This window comes from Hymenobacter fastidiosus, from assembly GCF_039539565.1.
Taxonomy (GTDB): domain Bacteria; phylum Bacteroidota; class Bacteroidia; order Cytophagales; family Hymenobacteraceae; genus Hymenobacter; species Hymenobacter fastidiosus.
Genome location: NZ_BAABDJ010000019.1, coordinates 1 through 15,859, shown reverse-complemented (window position 1 = coordinate 15,859; position 15,859 = coordinate 1). Strand labels below are relative to the sequence as shown.

General features: G+C 59.8%; 13 protein-coding genes. 7 read left to right on the top strand and 6 right to left on the bottom strand.

What is annotated here, in order from left to right:
* Positions 1-143 precede the first annotated feature (143 nt).
* Positions 144-344, top strand: coding sequence for a hypothetical protein (locus ABD833_RS10795; RefSeq protein WP_345072926.1), 201 nt, complete (start codon positions 144-146; stop codon positions 342-344).
* On the opposite strand, the gene ABD833_RS10790 is transcribed toward ABD833_RS10795, so the two are convergent.
* From ABD833_RS10790 to ABD833_RS10775, 4 genes are all read right to left on the bottom strand, one after another.
* Positions 329-1,153, bottom strand: coding sequence for an aminotransferase class IV (locus ABD833_RS10790; RefSeq protein ID WP_345072924.1), 825 nt, complete (start codon positions 1,151-1,153; stop codon positions 329-331). The two genes, ABD833_RS10795 and ABD833_RS10790, sit on opposite strands and share 16 nt — an antisense overlap.
* Positions 1,154-1,246: 93 nt before the next feature.
* Positions 1,247-3,736 (bottom strand): T9SS type A sorting domain-containing protein, encoded by a 2,490-nt coding sequence (locus ABD833_RS10785; protein WP_345072923.1) that lies wholly within the window; start codon positions 3,734-3,736, stop codon positions 1,247-1,249.
* Between the two features lie 98 nt (positions 3,737-3,834).
* Complete coding sequence (gene dprA, locus ABD833_RS10780) at positions 3,835-4,962, bottom strand: DNA-processing protein DprA (RefSeq protein ID WP_345072922.1); 1,128 nt, start codon at positions 4,960-4,962, stop codon at positions 3,835-3,837.
* A gap of 378 nt (positions 4,963-5,340) precedes the next feature.
* On the bottom strand, positions 5,341-5,697 hold the full coding sequence (locus ABD833_RS10775) for a MerR family transcriptional regulator (RefSeq protein ID WP_345072920.1): 357 nt from the start codon (positions 5,695-5,697) through the stop codon (positions 5,341-5,343).
* 302 nt (positions 5,698-5,999) lie between these two features.
* On the opposite strand from ABD833_RS10775, the gene alaS reads away from it, so the two are divergent.
* From alaS to ABD833_RS10745, 6 genes are all read left to right on the top strand, one after another.
* A complete protein-coding gene (gene alaS / locus ABD833_RS10770; protein WP_345072918.1) occupies positions 6,000-8,681 on the top strand; it encodes an alanine--tRNA ligase in 2,682 nt (893 codons plus the stop codon).
* A gap of 5 nt (positions 8,682-8,686) precedes the next feature.
* Positions 8,687-9,007, top strand: coding sequence for a hypothetical protein (locus tag ABD833_RS10765; protein ID WP_345072917.1), 321 nt, complete (start codon positions 8,687-8,689; stop codon positions 9,005-9,007).
* Positions 9,004-9,261, top strand: a complete 258-nt coding sequence (locus tag ABD833_RS10760; RefSeq protein WP_345072916.1) for a hypothetical protein — start codon at positions 9,004-9,006, stop codon at positions 9,259-9,261. The genes ABD833_RS10765 and ABD833_RS10760 overlap by 4 nt, the downstream gene beginning before the upstream one ends.
* A gap of 601 nt (positions 9,262-9,862) precedes the next feature.
* The gene (locus ABD833_RS10755; RefSeq protein WP_345072914.1) at positions 9,863-10,828 is read left to right on the top strand and encodes a sodium-dependent bicarbonate transport family permease; all 966 of its coding nucleotides are present in this window, start codon (positions 9,863-9,865) and stop codon (positions 10,826-10,828) included.
* Between the two features lie 610 nt (positions 10,829-11,438).
* Positions 11,439-12,440: a S41 family peptidase gene (locus tag ABD833_RS10750; protein ID WP_345072913.1), complete on the top strand. Its 1,002-nt coding sequence runs from the start codon at positions 11,439-11,441 to the stop codon at positions 12,438-12,440.
* 740 nt (positions 12,441-13,180) lie between these two features.
* Complete coding sequence (locus tag ABD833_RS10745; protein ID WP_345072911.1) at positions 13,181-14,335, top strand: glutathione-independent formaldehyde dehydrogenase; 1,155 nt, start codon at positions 13,181-13,183, stop codon at positions 14,333-14,335.
* 256 nt (positions 14,336-14,591) lie between these two features.
* On the opposite strand, the gene ABD833_RS10740 is transcribed toward ABD833_RS10745, so the two are convergent.
* Entirely contained in the window at positions 14,592-14,870 is a 279-nt protein-coding gene (locus ABD833_RS10740) for a DUF1294 domain-containing protein (protein ID WP_345072910.1), read from the bottom strand.
* Between the two features lie 153 nt (positions 14,871-15,023).
* Complete coding sequence (locus tag ABD833_RS10735) at positions 15,024-15,146, bottom strand: hypothetical protein (RefSeq protein WP_345072909.1); 123 nt, start codon at positions 15,144-15,146, stop codon at positions 15,024-15,026.
* Between the last annotated feature and the right edge of the window lie 713 nt (positions 15,147-15,859).

Below are 15,859 nucleotides of genomic sequence, written 5' to 3'. Positions count from 1 at the left end.
TCTTGCCTTGTATTCCGTAATACTGGTGGTGATATTTCTTGGCAAAAGCCAAAATTATATTGCGGCCAAATTAAACCTTGCTCTGAAAATCCAATCTGACGGCATATCTCGTATCTGCCGTTGTGCCCACTCGCCCGCCTGCTTTGCAACTTACTACCTCATTGGGGGCTTCGGCCACGCACCTGTCGCGGAAGCACCGGGCCCTGGTGGCCCTCTACACGCTGGACGCCAGCCAACAACCCCGGGAAGAAATTCTGCGGCTCAATAACGTTTCCGAAGCCGACGTGGCCGAACATGAGGAAGAGTGGCTGCGCCTACGCTGCCGGAATCAGCTCCTCACGTAGGCGGCCTGCTCCCAGGCCTGCAGGTTCGCCCAGAGGGCGGAAGTGGCTGGCATAGGCTGCCGGCCGATCTGGCGAATCAGCCGCAGGGCCGCGACGTTGGCGGTGAAGGCTACGTCAGCGGCCTGCAGCTCAGCTGGTTGAAAATGCCCTTCGTGGCAGGCCAGGCCGTGGGCCCGAGCAGTGCGCAATACGTGAGCCCGGCGGACCCCGGCCACGCAGCCCGTGGTCAGGGCCGGCGTAAACAGCTCTTCGTTCTTAAGCCAGAAAATAGCGGCTGCCCCGGCCTCGGCTACCTGCCCGGCCGCGTTGCACAGGATGATTTCGGCCAGGCCGCGCTGCTGCCGCTCGTAGGCCGCCCGAACATAAAGCCACGCCTGGGGCCCCTTGCAAAAGCTAAGCGGGGAGGCCAGAGTATGATTTTCGAGGGCGAAGTCAGCCTGGTCTATCGCGCTGGCATCGGTTTCGTACGGCTCCGCCGTCAGCAGCCACTCCGCCGTCCCGGTAAGGGGCGTATAGCGCCCGCCGCCGGCCCGCCAGATTTGCAGCCGCAGCCGGGCGGTGGGCAGCCGCATGGCCGTAGTCAGCCGGGCCAGGACCGCGCCTAACCCTTCGGCCGTAGCCAGAGGTGCCGGTAAGGCAAAGTGCAGGGCTGCCGCCGCCTGCTGCATGCGGGCGAGGTGGTCGGCGGCATAGCGCAGGTCCCCGTTGACGAAAACCAAGGTTTCAAAAAAACCGTCCCCGAAAGCCAGCCCGCGGTTGGGTAGTGGCAGAGTGGCAGAGGGCAGCAGGTGGTCGTTGAACAGCAGCATGGGCCGCAAGGTAGGGTGGGAGAAATCTACAACCCAAAAAAGGGGACGAACCACGCGGTTCGTCCCCTTGGCTACAACTGGCGGCGATGCAACCTATTGCACCTGCACGCGGTGGCTTACGATACCTTCGGCGTAGGTCACGCGCAGCAGGTACATGCCGGCGGGCAGCGTGTCGAGGGCAAGGGTAGCGGAAGCTCCGGAGAATTCCTGGTGGAGTACCGTACGCCCCAGGGCGTCGAGCAGGTCCAGCGTTTGGGCGTGGGCCGCGGCGTCGGGGGCCACGTGCAGGGTGGCGTGGGCGGGCACGGGCCAGACGGCGGTGTGCCCGGCCACGGCCCGGGGGGTGGCTACGTGCAGCACGTTCGGGGCCGTGATGCGGGCCAGGGCCATGCGGGGCTGCCCGCCGAAGGAGGTGAAGCTGCCGCCTGCAACCAGCTTGCCATCGGGTTGGGCCAGGAGCGTATGCACGCCCGCATCGGGGGCCGCCGTACTGGCAAACGTGGCGTCGGCCTGTCCGTCGGGCAGCAGGCGCAGCAGGTTGGTGGGCAGGCCGGGGCTGGTGAAACCGCCGCCGACCAGAATGCGGTTGTTGGGTTGCAGCAGCACTTTATTGATCGTGCCGCTGAAAGCCGGCGGCGTAAAGCCGGCGTCAAGGGCGCCATCGGCCTGCAGGCGCACCAGGCCCGCGCGGGCCTTGCCATCATAAGCCGAAAAGCTGCCGCCTACGAGAATCTTGCCCTCGGGCTGCACCGCTAAGCTGAAGAAGCTGAACTGTAAGGAGCTGGCAAATTCCCGGCCTTGAAAGCTGAGGTCAGCCGTCCCGTTGCTTTCCAGCCGCACCAGCGTCCTGAAGTCCTGGCCATTGGCGCCGATATAGGAGCCCGCCACCAGGATCTTGCCATTGGGCTGGAGGGCCATGGTTTCAAACTGATTCAGACTGCCCGGACCGGTTTCCGGCTGCGCGAACGTGGCATCGCGGGAACCATCGGGCAGCAGCCGGACCACCTTGGCAGATACCCGAACCGCCGCCCCAATGCTGCCGCCCACCAGAATGCGACCATTGGGCTGGACGAGGATAGCCCGGCTTGGGAAGTCCGCTACTCCCTGCGGATTCAGGGTGTTGTCGGGTAGGCCCGACGGGAGCTGGCGCCGTAGCACGCCGCCGCTGAGGGTTAACACCCGGTCATCGGGCTGCAAAGCCAAACCAGTGACCCTATTCCCCAACACCACATTGGCCGAAAAGGCGGCGTCCAGGGAGCCATCAGCATTGAACCGTACCAGGTGATGCACGGGCTGCCCGTTTACCTCGGATAGATTGCCCCCCACCACCAGCCGGCCATCGGGCTGCTGCGCCACCACGTTCACCGTACCAGGGGCCTGGATCAGCGGGCGGAAGGTGGCGTCCGGCGCGCCGGCACTCGTAAGCTGCATCAGGGGGCGGTTGTAAGTGCCGCTGAAGTCGGTGAACTGCCCGGCTACCAATACAGTGCCGTTGGTCAGCAATGCCAGGGCATAGGGGTTGAGGCTGGGGCCGGTGCCGGCCTGAAACGAGGCGTCGAGGCTGCCATCGGAGTTGAGGCGTCCTACCCGCGGGATGCCAAGACCAGTCAGGTCGTAATTGGTGAAAAACACTATTTTGCCGTCGGGCTGGACCTGAACGGCGTCACTGATGTAGGACGCAACACTATAAGCGCGCAGGGCTGTCGGCGGCGCGAAAGTCTGGTCGTTAGCGCCCGTAGGCAGCAGCCGGTCCAGTGTCGGGTGCGGGCCGTTTAAGTCACCGGCAAGTATGATGTTGCCGTTGGCCTGCACTACGATGTTGTCGACGCTGTTGTAAGCCCGGCCCCGCGTAAAGGTGTTATCAAAGCTGCCATCAGCATTCAGCCGGGCCAGGCTATAGCAAAGGGTGCCGTTGTAGCGCTGGAAATAGCCGCCAATCAGCAATTTACCCCCCGGCGCGGCTACGATAGTACCAATGGCCCGGCTGGCCCCGGTGCCCGGCGTAAAGCCGGCATCCACGGCACCCGAGGCCGTGAGCCGGGCAATGCCAGGGGCGGGTACGCCATTGAAGGCATCAAATTCCCCCACCACCAGCGTTTGCCCGTTGGGCAGGGCCAGTACGTCGTTGAGGTAGGAGCGGCGGCCCGCCTTGGTGGCTCCGGTGCCGGTGTTGAAAGCAGCATCAACGGTACCATTAGCATTCAAGCGCACGGGCTCCTGCCGGCTGACGCCCCCAATAGTGAGCGTCCCGTCGAAGGCATAGGAAGTAATCAGCAGCTGCCCGTTGTTGGCTTTGCGGACGCGGAAGGCGGCGCTGGCTGGGCCCAGGTTCTGCCGAAACGTGGCGTCCAGGCTGCCATCGGGGTTGAAACAGGCAATGGAAGGCGTGGCCGTGCCATTCACGCGGGTGAAAGTGCCCACCGCCACGCGCCGGCCATCGGCCTGCTCTACGACCGCAAATACCTGCCCCGGCGCGTAGATGCTGGCCGCCGCAAAGCCGGGGTCCAGCGTTTGGGCGGTGGCCGGTTGCCCGGCCAGGATAATCAGGACCACGCCGGAGAAAACAAGTCGAAGTTTTTTCATGCATCTAAAAAACGGCGGAAAAATCAGGAGTGGAAATAGGATTCAGGAAGAAGGCAGACAGACCGGCCGCCGGCCCGCTGGTTCTACCCAAAGGAGTGCTACAGCAGCCCAAACCGCTTGCCCGGCAGCGCTTTCACCACGCCCCGGAACTCCAGCCCCAGCAGCAGCGAAGCCACCTGATGCACCGGCAGCCGAAGCTTCCAGCTCAGGTTGTCGAGCAGCTCCTCGCCGGGCCGCAGCGCTTCGATAATTCGGAACTCTTCGGGGGTGAAATCGGCCGGGTCGTAAGCGGGGGCGGGGCGGGCTTTGCCGGTGGGGTGCAGGGCCTCGTCCCAGTTCAGCAGCTCCTCTAAGTCTTTGGGCTCCGAATACAGGGCGGCCTTGTTGGTCCGGATCAGCTGGTTGCAGCCTTCGGAGGCCGGACTGCCCAGGTTGCCGGGCACGGCCAGCACGTCGCGGTCGTAGCTCAGGGCCAGCTCGGCCGTGATCAGGGCCCCGCCTTTGACGGCGGCTTCCACCACCACCGTACCATCCGCCAGCCCGGCGATGATGCGGTTGCGGGCGGGGAAGTTGTAGCGGTCGGGGGGCGTGCCGAAGGGAAACTCGGTGAGCAGGCCGCCCTGGGTGAGCATCTGGTCGGCCGTTTTGCGGTGGGCGTGGGGGTAGAGCACGTCGAGGCCCGTGGCCATGACGCCCACGGTTTCCAGGCCTTCGTGCAGGGCCGCGCGGTGGGCGGCAATGTCGATGCCGTAGGCCAGCCCGCTGACCACCAGCGGGCGGTGGGGCAGCAGGCCCTGCACCAGGCGCACGGTCTGCTCGCGGCCGTAGTCGGTGGCCTGCCGGGTGCCGACGATGGCTATAGTTTTGGGTTGGTTCAGGTCGGCCGTACCCTGGTAGTAGAGCAGGGCGGGAGCGTCGGCAATCTGCCGGAGGCGGCGGGGAAACCGCTTGCTGGTATAGAACAGCAGCTCGATACCCTCGGCGGCGGCTTTCTTGAGCGTGGCTTCGGCCTGGTGCAGGGCGGCGCTGCGGGCCGCACCGGTCAGGGCCAGTACGGTGGCCGGGCCCACGCCCGGAATCTTACGCAGCTTGCCCGGGGGCAGCATCAGCACGTTTTTGGCCGAGCCGCCGTAGCTCATCAGCTGGCGCGTAAGCTGGGGGCCGACGCCGGGGAAGAGGGTGAGGGCGACTTCGTGGAAGAGGAGTTCGTCGGGAGCAGCAGGCATTATCGGCAGAAGTAGATATCGGATGCAGAGCGCATAAGGCTAAAAATTACCTGTCATCCTGAGCTTGCGAAGGACCTTCCTCTTCATTCTCTGTAAGTATAATTTACTGAGTTCAGCCCTTGCAAAGTGCGCAGTAAAAGGCTGAGATCATCTAGAGCGTGTGGACACTTAGCTAAAAGGGCCTTTGAAGCCATCGAAACAGTCATGCTGAGCTTGTCGAAGCATCTCTACCGAACGTTTTGCCGCAAAAAAGCGGTAGAGATGCTTCGACAAGCTCAGCATGACCGCCTTTTTCGTTAAGTGTCCACACGCTCTAATAGTGGTAAGTAGCAACGACGAGGAAGGGCCTTCGCAGGCTCAGGCTGGCAGACTCAGGAGTCAGCCAGCCTTGTTTATCGCCTCAATCTCCTTTTTCATGTTGAGCAGAAACCCCCGTACTTTCTCCAGGCTCTGAATCACGTCGATCTTCTCCTTGAGCTGGGGCCCTTTCTGCTTGAGCATATCGCGGGCGCCGGGAATGGTGTAGCCGCGCTCCTTGACGAGGTGGTAGATGGTGCGGAAAATGTCGATGTCCTGGGGCGTGTAGAGGCGGTTGCCCTTCTTGCTTTTGCGCGGGCGCAGCTCCTCAAACTCGGTTTCCCAGAACCGGATCAGCGACGGGGCCACGTTGAACTGGGCCGCCACCTCGCCGATGGTGAAGTACTGCTTCTCGATTTCGCGGTCTTTATAGGGCATCGGGTAGGGAATTCGGGGCAAAAAGAATGTCATGCTGAGCGAAGCCGAAGCATCTCTACCGCTTCGTTGGAATGCTATTCAGACGAAGCGGTAGAGATGCTTCGGCTTCGCTCAGCATGACAACCAGAACAGGGCGTTGTGGAGCGGCAATTTCGCTTTCCGGCTTAGTCGGCTAACTTTGCCGGCAGCGCCTTTCCGTCGGAAAGGCGAAAAGTAGCCAAAATCCCGGCCGCGGCCAATTCCGGCGGCTCTGCCATCCACGAACCTTACGACTCGCGAAGTCAACCTTCGCGGTACTGCTTATGTCCCTTCCCACCGCCAGCCACGTCCGCCAGCAGTTCCTCGACTTCTTCGCCTCCAAGGGCCACCACATCGTGCCCTCGGCGCCCATCGTGGTGAAGGACGACCCGACGCTGCTGTTCATCAACTCGGGCATGGCTCCGTTCAAGGACTACTTCCTGGGCAACAAGCCCGCGCCCTACAAGCGCATTGCCGACACCCAGAAGTGTTTGCGGGTGAGCGGCAAGCACAACGACCTGGAGGAAGTCGGCTACGACACCTACCACCACACCATGTTCGAGATGCTCGGCAACTGGTCGTTTGGCGACTACTTCAAGAAGGACGCCATTGCCTGGGCCTGGGAGCTGCTCACCGACGTGTACAAGCTGCCCAAGGAGCGCCTCTACGTCACCTACTTCGAGGGCGATAAAGGCGACCAGCTGGAAGCCGATACCGAAACCCGGAATCTGTGGCGGCAGTACACCACCGACGACCGGATTCTGCCCGGCAACAAGAAGGACAACTTCTGGGAGATGGGCGACACGGGCCCCTGCGGACCGTGCACCGAAATCCACATCGACCTGCGCGACGACGCTGAAATTGCCCGGCAGGGCGGGGCCGGGCTGGTGAATGCCGACCACCCGCAGGTGGTCGAAATCTGGAACAACGTGTTCATGGAATTCCAGCGCCTGGCCGATAAGTCGCTGGTGAAACTGCCTGCCCAGCACGTAGATACGGGCATGGGCTTCGAGCGTTTGATGATGGCCGTGTCGGGCGTGAAGTCCAACTACGACACCGACGTCTTCCAGCCCCTGATTCAGTTCATTGCCAACGAGGCCGGCATTCAGTACCACGGCACGGCCCCGGCCAAGGTGACGGACCAGCCGGCTACCGAAAACGAGAAGACCGACATTGCCATCCGCGTCATTGCCGACCACATCCGCACGATTTCCTTCGCCATTTCCGACGGGCAGCTGCCCTCCAACGTGAAGGCCGGCTACGTGATCCGGCGGATTCTGCGCCGGGCCGTGCGCTACGCCTTTTCGTCGCTGGGCTTCAAGCAGCCGTTTCTCTATAAGCTCGTGCCGGTGCTGGCCGAGCAGATGCGCGACATCTTCCCCGAGCTCAAGCAGCAGACCCAGTTCGTGCAGCGCGTAGTGGAAGAGGAGGAAATTGCCTTCCTCAAAACCCTCGAAAACGGCCTGCGCCGCCTCGACGCCCTGGAAGAAGCGGCCCGCCAGAACGGCAACCGCATCGACGGCAAAACCGCTTTTGAATTGTCCGATACCTTCGGCTTCCCGCTCGACCTCACCGCCCTGATTGCCCGCGAAAAGGGCCTGACGGTGGACGAGGAAGGCTTCAAAAAGGAGCTGGAGCAGCAGAAAAACCGTAGCCGCAACGCCCAGGAAACCGAGCAGAGCGACTGGACCGTAGTAACCGAATCCGACGAGCAGCCGGCTTTCGTGGGCTACGACCTCGACGAGGCCCCGGCCAAGATCCTGCGCTACCGCAAAACCACCGCCAAGGGCAAGACCGAGTACCAGGTGGTACTCGACCAGACCCCGTTCTACGCCGAGTCGGGCGGGCAGATCGGCGACACGGGCTACCTGACCAGCCCCCTGAGCAAGGTGCGGGTGATTGACACGAAAAAGGAAAACGACCTCATCGTGCACACCGTACTGGATTTGCCCCTGGACCTGGACGCCGACTTCTCGGCCAGAATCGACCACGCCCGCCGCGAGCTGATCCGCAAAAACCACTCGGCTACCCACCTGCTCCAGGCCGCCCTGCGCGAGGTTATCGGCAGCCACGTGCAGCAGAAAGGCTCGCTCGTGAACGATAAGCTGCTGCGCTTCGACTTCTCCCACTTCACCAAGGTGACCGACGAGCAGCTGCGCGAGATTGAGCGCATGGTCAACCAGCGCATCCGCCAGCAGATTCCGCTCGATGAGCGCCGCAACGTGCCCATTGCCGAGGCCAAAACCCTGGGTGCCATGGCCCTGTTCGGCGAGAAGTACGGCGAGTTCGTGCGCGTCATCACCTTCGACAAAGACTACTCCGTGGAGCTCTGCGGCGGCATTCACGTGCGCGGCACCGGCGAAATCGGCTTCTTCAAAATCACCTCCGAAAGCGCCGTGGGGGCCGGCGTGCGCCGCATTGAGGCCGTGACCGGCGAAACGGCCGAAGCCTACGTGGACCAGCAGCTCGACCTGCTCAGCCAGGTGCGCGAGGCCCTGGGCAACCCCCAGCACCTGCTGCCCGGCATCCAGAAGCTGACCGAGGAAACCGCCGGCCTGCGCAAGCAGCTCGAGCAGTTTGAGCTGCAAAGCCTGAGCCAGCAGAAGGAGCAGCTGGCCGCCCGGGTGAAGCCGCTCAACGGCATCAACTTCCTGGCCGCCCAGGTGCAGGTGAGCAGCGCCGATGGCCTCAAAACCCTGGCCTATCAGCTCCGCCAGACCGTGGAAAACCTCGTGCTGGTGCTCGGCGCCGACATCGACGGCAAGCCCCAGCTGGCCGTGATGCTCGACGACGACATCGCCAAAGCCGGCAAGCTCAACGCCACCACGCTGGTGCGCGAGCTGGCTAAGGAAATCCAGGGCGGCGGCGGCGGGCAGCCGTTCTTCGCCACCGCCGGCGGCAAGAACGCGGCCGGTTTGGGGGCGGCCATCAGCAAGGCTGAGGCGCTGGTGGAGAAGTTGTTATGATGAAAATGTGCCTGCTCGCCCTGCTGCTGATTCTGAAACTCCATCTGGATTGCCAGACCCGGAAGGCACCAGTGGTGAACGCCAGTACAGCGCTGGCCAACCGCGGCTACCGGCAAGCCTTGCAGTATTTGGACCGGCACTGGGTAGCGTTGCGTACGGGCCCGGCCGGCGCGTATGGCTACGAGCGCCACGACCGGATCGATAGCGTGGGCCTGCGCTGCGCGCTGCGGCGCTACACGCTGGGCTCGGGCCGGCGGCGGCTGGAGCAGCCGGCCCCACCGGGTGCAGCCGTGTACGCCGGCTACGGGATTCAGCCAGTGTTATGAACATGTTTGAGCCGGGCGACAACAGCCCGGCCGAGCACCGCCGGGTGGGCAAGCTGGTGCAAGGGCCACCGCAGCCGGCCGTGCTCATCGGGCCCAAGATGGCCGCGGCCGCGGCGGTGGCCCGGCCCGCACCGCACTTTGCCACCAAGGCCGAAGCGGCAGAGTGGCTGCGTCAACACCCGGTGCTCAACCGGCAGGTGCTGGTGAAGGGCAGCCGCGGCATGGCCCTGGAAACGTTGGTGGAGCTGCTGTAGCTCGCCCGGTAGCTGGCGGTAAGCCAACGCCGCCGGTTGATGGGCCACCCAGCGCAACACCACCCGCTCTGAGCAACGGGCTGGCAGGATGAGGCAGATGATGGGGCACGGCCTTCTGCAAATTGGGTGGGGTGCTGCAAGCAGTAACCTCAATCCGCTTTCAATGACTCTACGCCACGCCTTTCGATTGGGGAGCTAGTTGCCCTGGCGTCAAAAAATAGTCTCGCCTCGGCAGGAAGACGAGCACCTGCTTTAATAGCTTTACTATGAACCTGTTTAGGGTTTCGGTTTTTTCGTCGTTTGTCATCCTTCATCTGGCGTCCGCTTGCGAAGGACCTGCTCACGCCTGCTCATGTTGGCCTAATTCCAAGTGGTACGGACGTGATAAGGTCCTTCGCTCCGCTCAGGATGACAGCTTTTTCGAAACCCTAAACAGCCTCTGTTTCTGTTAATAACAAATCTCTTTTTGATGATTATTTAACTGAAAAGGATGGATAGTTTTGTGCCGCTTTTGGGCTCCTGCTTGCCGGTAGCCGCGGGCTACGGGCAAGCCTGGCGTCTCATCGGTTATCCTGTATTCCTTCTCTTTTTCTGTTATCGCATGGATGCACACTTACTGCTGTTGAACCTGACCAATCCTACGCTGCTGTTCTTCGTGCTCGGCATTGTGGCGACGGCGGTGAAAAGCGACCTGGAAATCCCGCCCACCACCATCAAGTTTATTTCCCTGTATCTGCTGTTTTCCATCGGCTTCAGGGGCGGGCAGGAACTGGCCCATAGCCCGTTCAACGCCGAGATACTGTATTCGCTGGGGTTCGGGCTGCTGGTGTCGGCGCTGATTCCGACGTACACGTTCTTCGTGCTCAAGCGGAAGCTCAGCATTGCCGATGCCGGGGCCGTGGCGGCGGCCTACGGCTCGGTGAGTGCCGTCACGTTTGTGGCGGCCACGTCGTTTCTGGAAGCCCAGCAGCTGCATTTTGGCGGGCACATGGTGGCCGTGATGGCCCTGATGGAAGCCCCCGCCATTATTGTGGGCGTGATGCTCATGCGGCGCTACGAGGCCGACGACACCGGAGCCGCCCCCCAGATGGGCTCCATCGTGCAGCACGCCTTCACCAACGGCAGCGTGCTGATGGTGCTCGGCAGCCTCGTGATTGGCCTGATTGCCGACACCAAGCAGGCCGACGGCATCAAGCCCTTCACCACGGATATCTTCAAGGGCTTCCTGGCCATTTTTCTGCTCGAAATGGGCATGGTTACCGCCCGGCGCTTCACCGCTTTCCTGCGCTACGGACGCTTCGTGACGGCCTTCGCCGTGCTCGTGCCCTTGCTCAACGGCTGCGTGGTGGCCGTCGCCAGCCGCGGCATTACGGAGAGCGTGGGCAACCGGTTCATCTTTGCCATCCTGGCGGCCAGCGCCTCCTACATTGCCGTGCCGGCGGCCATGCGCCTGGCCGCGCCCAAAGCCGACCCGGGCCTCTACCTGCCCATGGCCCTGGGGGTCACGTTTCCCCTAAACATTACGCTGGGAATGCCGGTGTATTTTGCGCTAGTTCAGCACACGTAAGGCCCCGGTCAAAACCCCGGTAAAACCACAGCAATTAGCTATTTTGCAATAAAGGGATTTTCACAAAATCAACTCCATGCTGTTGTTGCTTCCTTCTGACTTGAGGTGACCCGCGAAATAAAAGCAACTTTTGCCGCTCGCAGGGCGTCGGCCAGTGGGCTGTTCTGTTCCTTGTGCAACCTCGTACCCACCTGCCCCCTTGCTATGAAACACGTAGTCCTGGCCCTGCAGCGTGGAATGCGTTAGAAGACCCGGCTACGGTTCCTGGTTCCCGAAATACCCGGCAGGAATGCGTTCCGTAAACACCCTCAATTGAGGCTCTGCCCCCGCTAAAGTACCACGCCGGCAGCCAGCATCACCGCAGAGCCAAAACTGCCACTATTTCAAGGCGGCGGGTATACCTGGCCTTATGTTAAGGGACAAAAGGAAGGAACAAGAGGGGAAAGAACACCCCCGCGACCTTGCCCAAAATTCTATTTGTTTAACAACTCCCATTCTTGAGCGATAACGTGGCCAGAGGAAAATCTTTGTTTTCGGCCAACCACTCTTCCCTTTTCTGCATCTGGTGAATGCATCCATCTCATGAAGTTACCGCTAACAGCTTAGCTCTATGTCCTACCGAATAAAGTCACCGATGAGACTATTGATTTTACCGCTAATAGTGGCTGCGAGCAGCTTGTTTGCCCAAACAAGAGAGCCAGACGCTAAGCCCTCTAAGGAGGTTGTGCAGTACATGGATAGATTCCAACAGATAATAAAGAAGAACTCTCTGTTTGCTGATTCTATTGATTGGGGTCAGTTGAGAAACGAGGTCCAGGAAAAAGTACAGGGCCTGGCAACCGTCGAGGAATGTAAGCCCGTCATCGACCATATCCTGCTCACGCTCCGAAACGCGGGCGATAAGCATTCTTTTTTCATGCCGAAGGAAAAAGCTGCCAACTGGACCTCGTCGAGCTATGAGGGCAAGCAAGCCGAAAGCAGGTACTTGGGAAATGGGATAGGTTACATAAAGGTGCCGGAATTGGTTTCGATGAACGCATCGGCAGGGCAGACCTTTTCCCACGGCATACGGAGCCAGCTGGAGGCGCTTGAAACCCAAAACAAAATAACGGGTTGGGTTGTCGACCTGCGGCATAATACGGGCGGAAATATGCACCCCATGATCAATGGGCTCCAGGCACTCATCGGAGAGGGGACTTACGGCTACTTCATCTTGCCACGGCATAAGTATAAAAAGGAAAGACCTCTGCGAAGCTGGAGCGGTAAAGAAAAGGAACAAAGAGCAGCGGAAGCTGCTACAACGCAGCGTAGGGTAGCTGTTCTGATCGACTCCCTAACCGGGAGTAGCGGCGAGATGGTAGCCATCGCCTTGAAGGGGCTTGGCAACGCGAAGTTCTTTGGTCAGCCTTCTGCAGGGTATACCACCACAAACCAGAACTTCAAGCTTTCGGATGGGGCGTACCTTTTCCTTGCAACAGGCTATATGGCGGATAAAAACCGTAACCCGTATTTGAACGGCATAGCCCCTGATGTTGTGGTGGAGCACTCGCCGGATGCTGCCCAGGATAAGACGATAGAAGCAGCGAGAAGGTGGTTGCTGGAGCCAAAGTAGGGCAACCTCCCGCGTAGAGCATTTTACAAGGTGATACGCTGATGTGAAAGAAGATCCACCGCCCTAATGGCCTTGGTTAAAAGTTTGGTCCAAAGGTTAACTAGTGAAGGGGGCGCACGATAGTAGGAACGGAAAACAACACTAAGCCTTTTTGGACCCGGAAAATGAGCCTATTTGGGGTGTTGTTACACAAATAGGGTAAAACCTCCGAGTCCGCAGTCAAATAGTTTAGTCGCTTGTGAGGAGGTGCAAACGCGGGGTAAGAGCATCGAAAAACAGGTAGCCTTACACGTCCCTTAACGCAATCGAAAGCAGCTAGCGCAAATGAACGTTAAGACTATCGTTATACCCGCATGTTGGGTAATGCATTGTCAGCCAGGGTTCTCATCATGAAAATCAGACAGCTGTGCGCCTGAGTCGGAGGTTTTCCCCTATTTGTTTAACAACACCCTAGTGGGCGGGGGCGGCAACAAACCGGGCTCTTACTGATACGGCGACGGCCGGGACCGAGGTCAGGACAAAACGAAGTTTTGTCGGGCGCCCGACAATTCGGGCGAACAGGCCACCGCGTTGGCCCCACCGGGGCTTCAGGTTCGGGCGCATCCCGGTATTTGGTGCAGCTTTCGTCGCTGTTTCATTTACCCCAACGGAATGAGCTGTTCATGGGCCAAGTAGTGACAACCCTTTGTAAAACAACGCCGTTACCACGGGGGTTAAGGTAGACCTTTAATCCCGAAATCATGAAAGCACTTGTTTACTACGGCCCCTTGGATGTGCGAGTATCCGACGTGCCCGACCCTAAAATTGAGCAACCCACTGACGTGTTGGTGCAGATTACCACCACCAACATTTGCGGCTCCGACCTGCACATGTACGAAGGCCGTACCAACATGGAAGCAGGCCGGATTTTAGGCCATGAGAACCTGGGTAAGGTCATCGAGGTCGGCACGGCGGTGGTGCACGTTAAAGTAGGCGATATGGTGTGCCTGCCTTTTAACATCGGCTGTGGCCATTGTAGAAATTGTGAGCGTCAACTCACCGCGTTTTGTCTGACGATGAACCCCGGTTTTTCCGGGGCGGCCTATGGTTTTGCCGGCATGGGGCCGTACGAGGGCGGGCAGGCCGAATACCTGCGCGTTCCGAACGGGGATTTCAACTGCCAGATATTGCCGGAGGATGCCAGCGAGAAGGAAAATGATTACGCCATGCTTTCCGACATCTTCCCGACGGGCTACCACGCCACGGAGCTGGCGGGGGTGAAACCAGGGGAATCGGTGGTCGTTTACGGCGCCGGGCCGGTTGGGCTTATGGCCGCGCTGTCGGCCCGGATAAAAGGGGCCGACAAAATCATGGTGGTGGACAGCCACCCCGACCGGCTGAAACTGGTGGAAGAATTGGGATGCATCCCCATTGATACGACGAAAGGCTCTCCCGTTGACCAGGTGTTGGAACTAACGGACGGCCAGGGTGCCGACCGGGGCTGCGAATGCGTGGGCTACCAGTGCTGCAACAGGCACGGCCAGGAACAGTCCAACCTAACCATGAACGAACTAGTCCAGGCGGTGAAATTTACGGGCTCGATTGGGGTGGTGGGCGTTTTTGTTAACGCAGACCCGAAATCCAAAGAGGAACTGCAGAAAAAAGGCCACATGGACTTCGACTTTGGCAGCTTCTGGATGAAGGGACAGCGCATCGCAACGGGCCAGACCAATGTGAAATCATACAACCGGGAGCTCTGCGCGCTGATTTCTTCCGGCAAAGCCAAGCCTTCCTTTATCGTTTCCCACGAGCTTTCCCTTGCGGAGGCCCCCGATGCGTACAAGCACTTTAATACCCGCGATGATGGATGGACCAAAGTGGTGCTGAAACCCGGCAAAACGAGCAGCAAGAAGTAAGCGGCAAGCCAGGAAAACGAAGCCTGGAGTAGTTGCGAAATGACGGACAGCAGACGGATTCACCCGTCTGCTGTCCGTCATTTCGGCTGTTGGCCCAACACGAACGGCTTGCCGCCCACCGTGCTGGCCCCGCCTCGTTCCCCGCGTCCATCCCCGACTGGTGGGCGTTGTTAAACAAATAGGGGGAAACCTACGACTCAATCGCATAGCTGGTAATACTCGTGATTATTGCTCTGCCTGACAATGTCTTACGCGGCTAAAGCTGCGCCCGAAAATAGGTCCACGTGAAATAGAGCACCGCCCCTTGCAGCAGCGTCAGCGCCAGGGTGATGCCCCAGAAAGCGGCTTTGCGATTCTTATGGTGCAGCAGGAAAATAGCCGCCCACGCGCCGGGTGCCGCGCCGGGCAGCGTGGCCAGGTGCAGCGTTTTTTCGGCAATGCGCCGCTGGCCCCGTTGGGCTTTGCGCTTATCCAGGGCGAAAAGCAGGAAACACAGGACATTGAAAAGCAACAGGCAACTCAAGAGTATTTTCATTGTGCGGGTGGCGGGCCTTGCTGATTAGGCTGTTCAGGGTTTCGGCCGGGGTGGTCGCTGCGCTGTTCTGACCCGGTTTGGCGGGTTCAACAAGGCCTTTTTACAGCAGTGGGAGGATGAAATTACGCGAATCCTTTCGGGGCAGCCGTGCTTTTAGGTGAGCGCGGCCTGCAGGTGCTTGCGGTAGCGCTCAACGCTCGCGCGACTGATGCCGGTCAGTTCCGCGGTTCCGGCCACCGCGAAGCCTTTTTTCAACGCTTTTTTTACTTTTCTCAAGTTGGGTGTTGTTAAACAAATAGGGTAAAACCTCCGAGTCCGCAGTTAAATAGTTTAGTCGCTTGTGAGGAGGTGCAAACGCGGGGTAAGAGCATCGAAAAACAGGTAGCCTTACACGTCCCTTAACGCAATCGAAAGCAGCTAGCGCAAATGAACGTTACGACTATCGTTTTGCCCACACACCGGGTAATCTATTGTCAGCCAATGTGCTAGTTATGAAAATAAAGCAGCTGGGCGTCCGAGTCGGAGGTTTTTCCCTATTTGTTTAACAACACCCTGCTTTCCAGCGAACGAAACCAGCAGTGCTGAGAAAATGCACTTATACTGCGGGGACATTTACTTTTATGAGAGGTTTTTCTTCCTAATTAGGCAGATTTACAGGCTAAGCCTGAAAATAGCCGATTATCAGAAAAGGCAGTTGAAAAACAACTGCAAAAAGGGCGGTTCTGAGCAATGTAGCAGGAGAGTTGAGGGTATCACAAAGGGAATCCTTTTTAATAATCGCCTTGCATTATCTGTGCTGGCATAGCAGAAATGAGGATGTATCGCTTTACCGTGTAAATCCACCCTGTAGACAGAAGAACCCCAGCGCGGGCGGAGGGCGGAGCGCCAGGGCTGCTGACTGGACCCGGTCGGAATGCACGAACGGCTACTCCACCCCGCCGGCGGCCCAGCGCAGCGTGGCCTGGGTTTGGGCGTACTTGGCCTGCAGC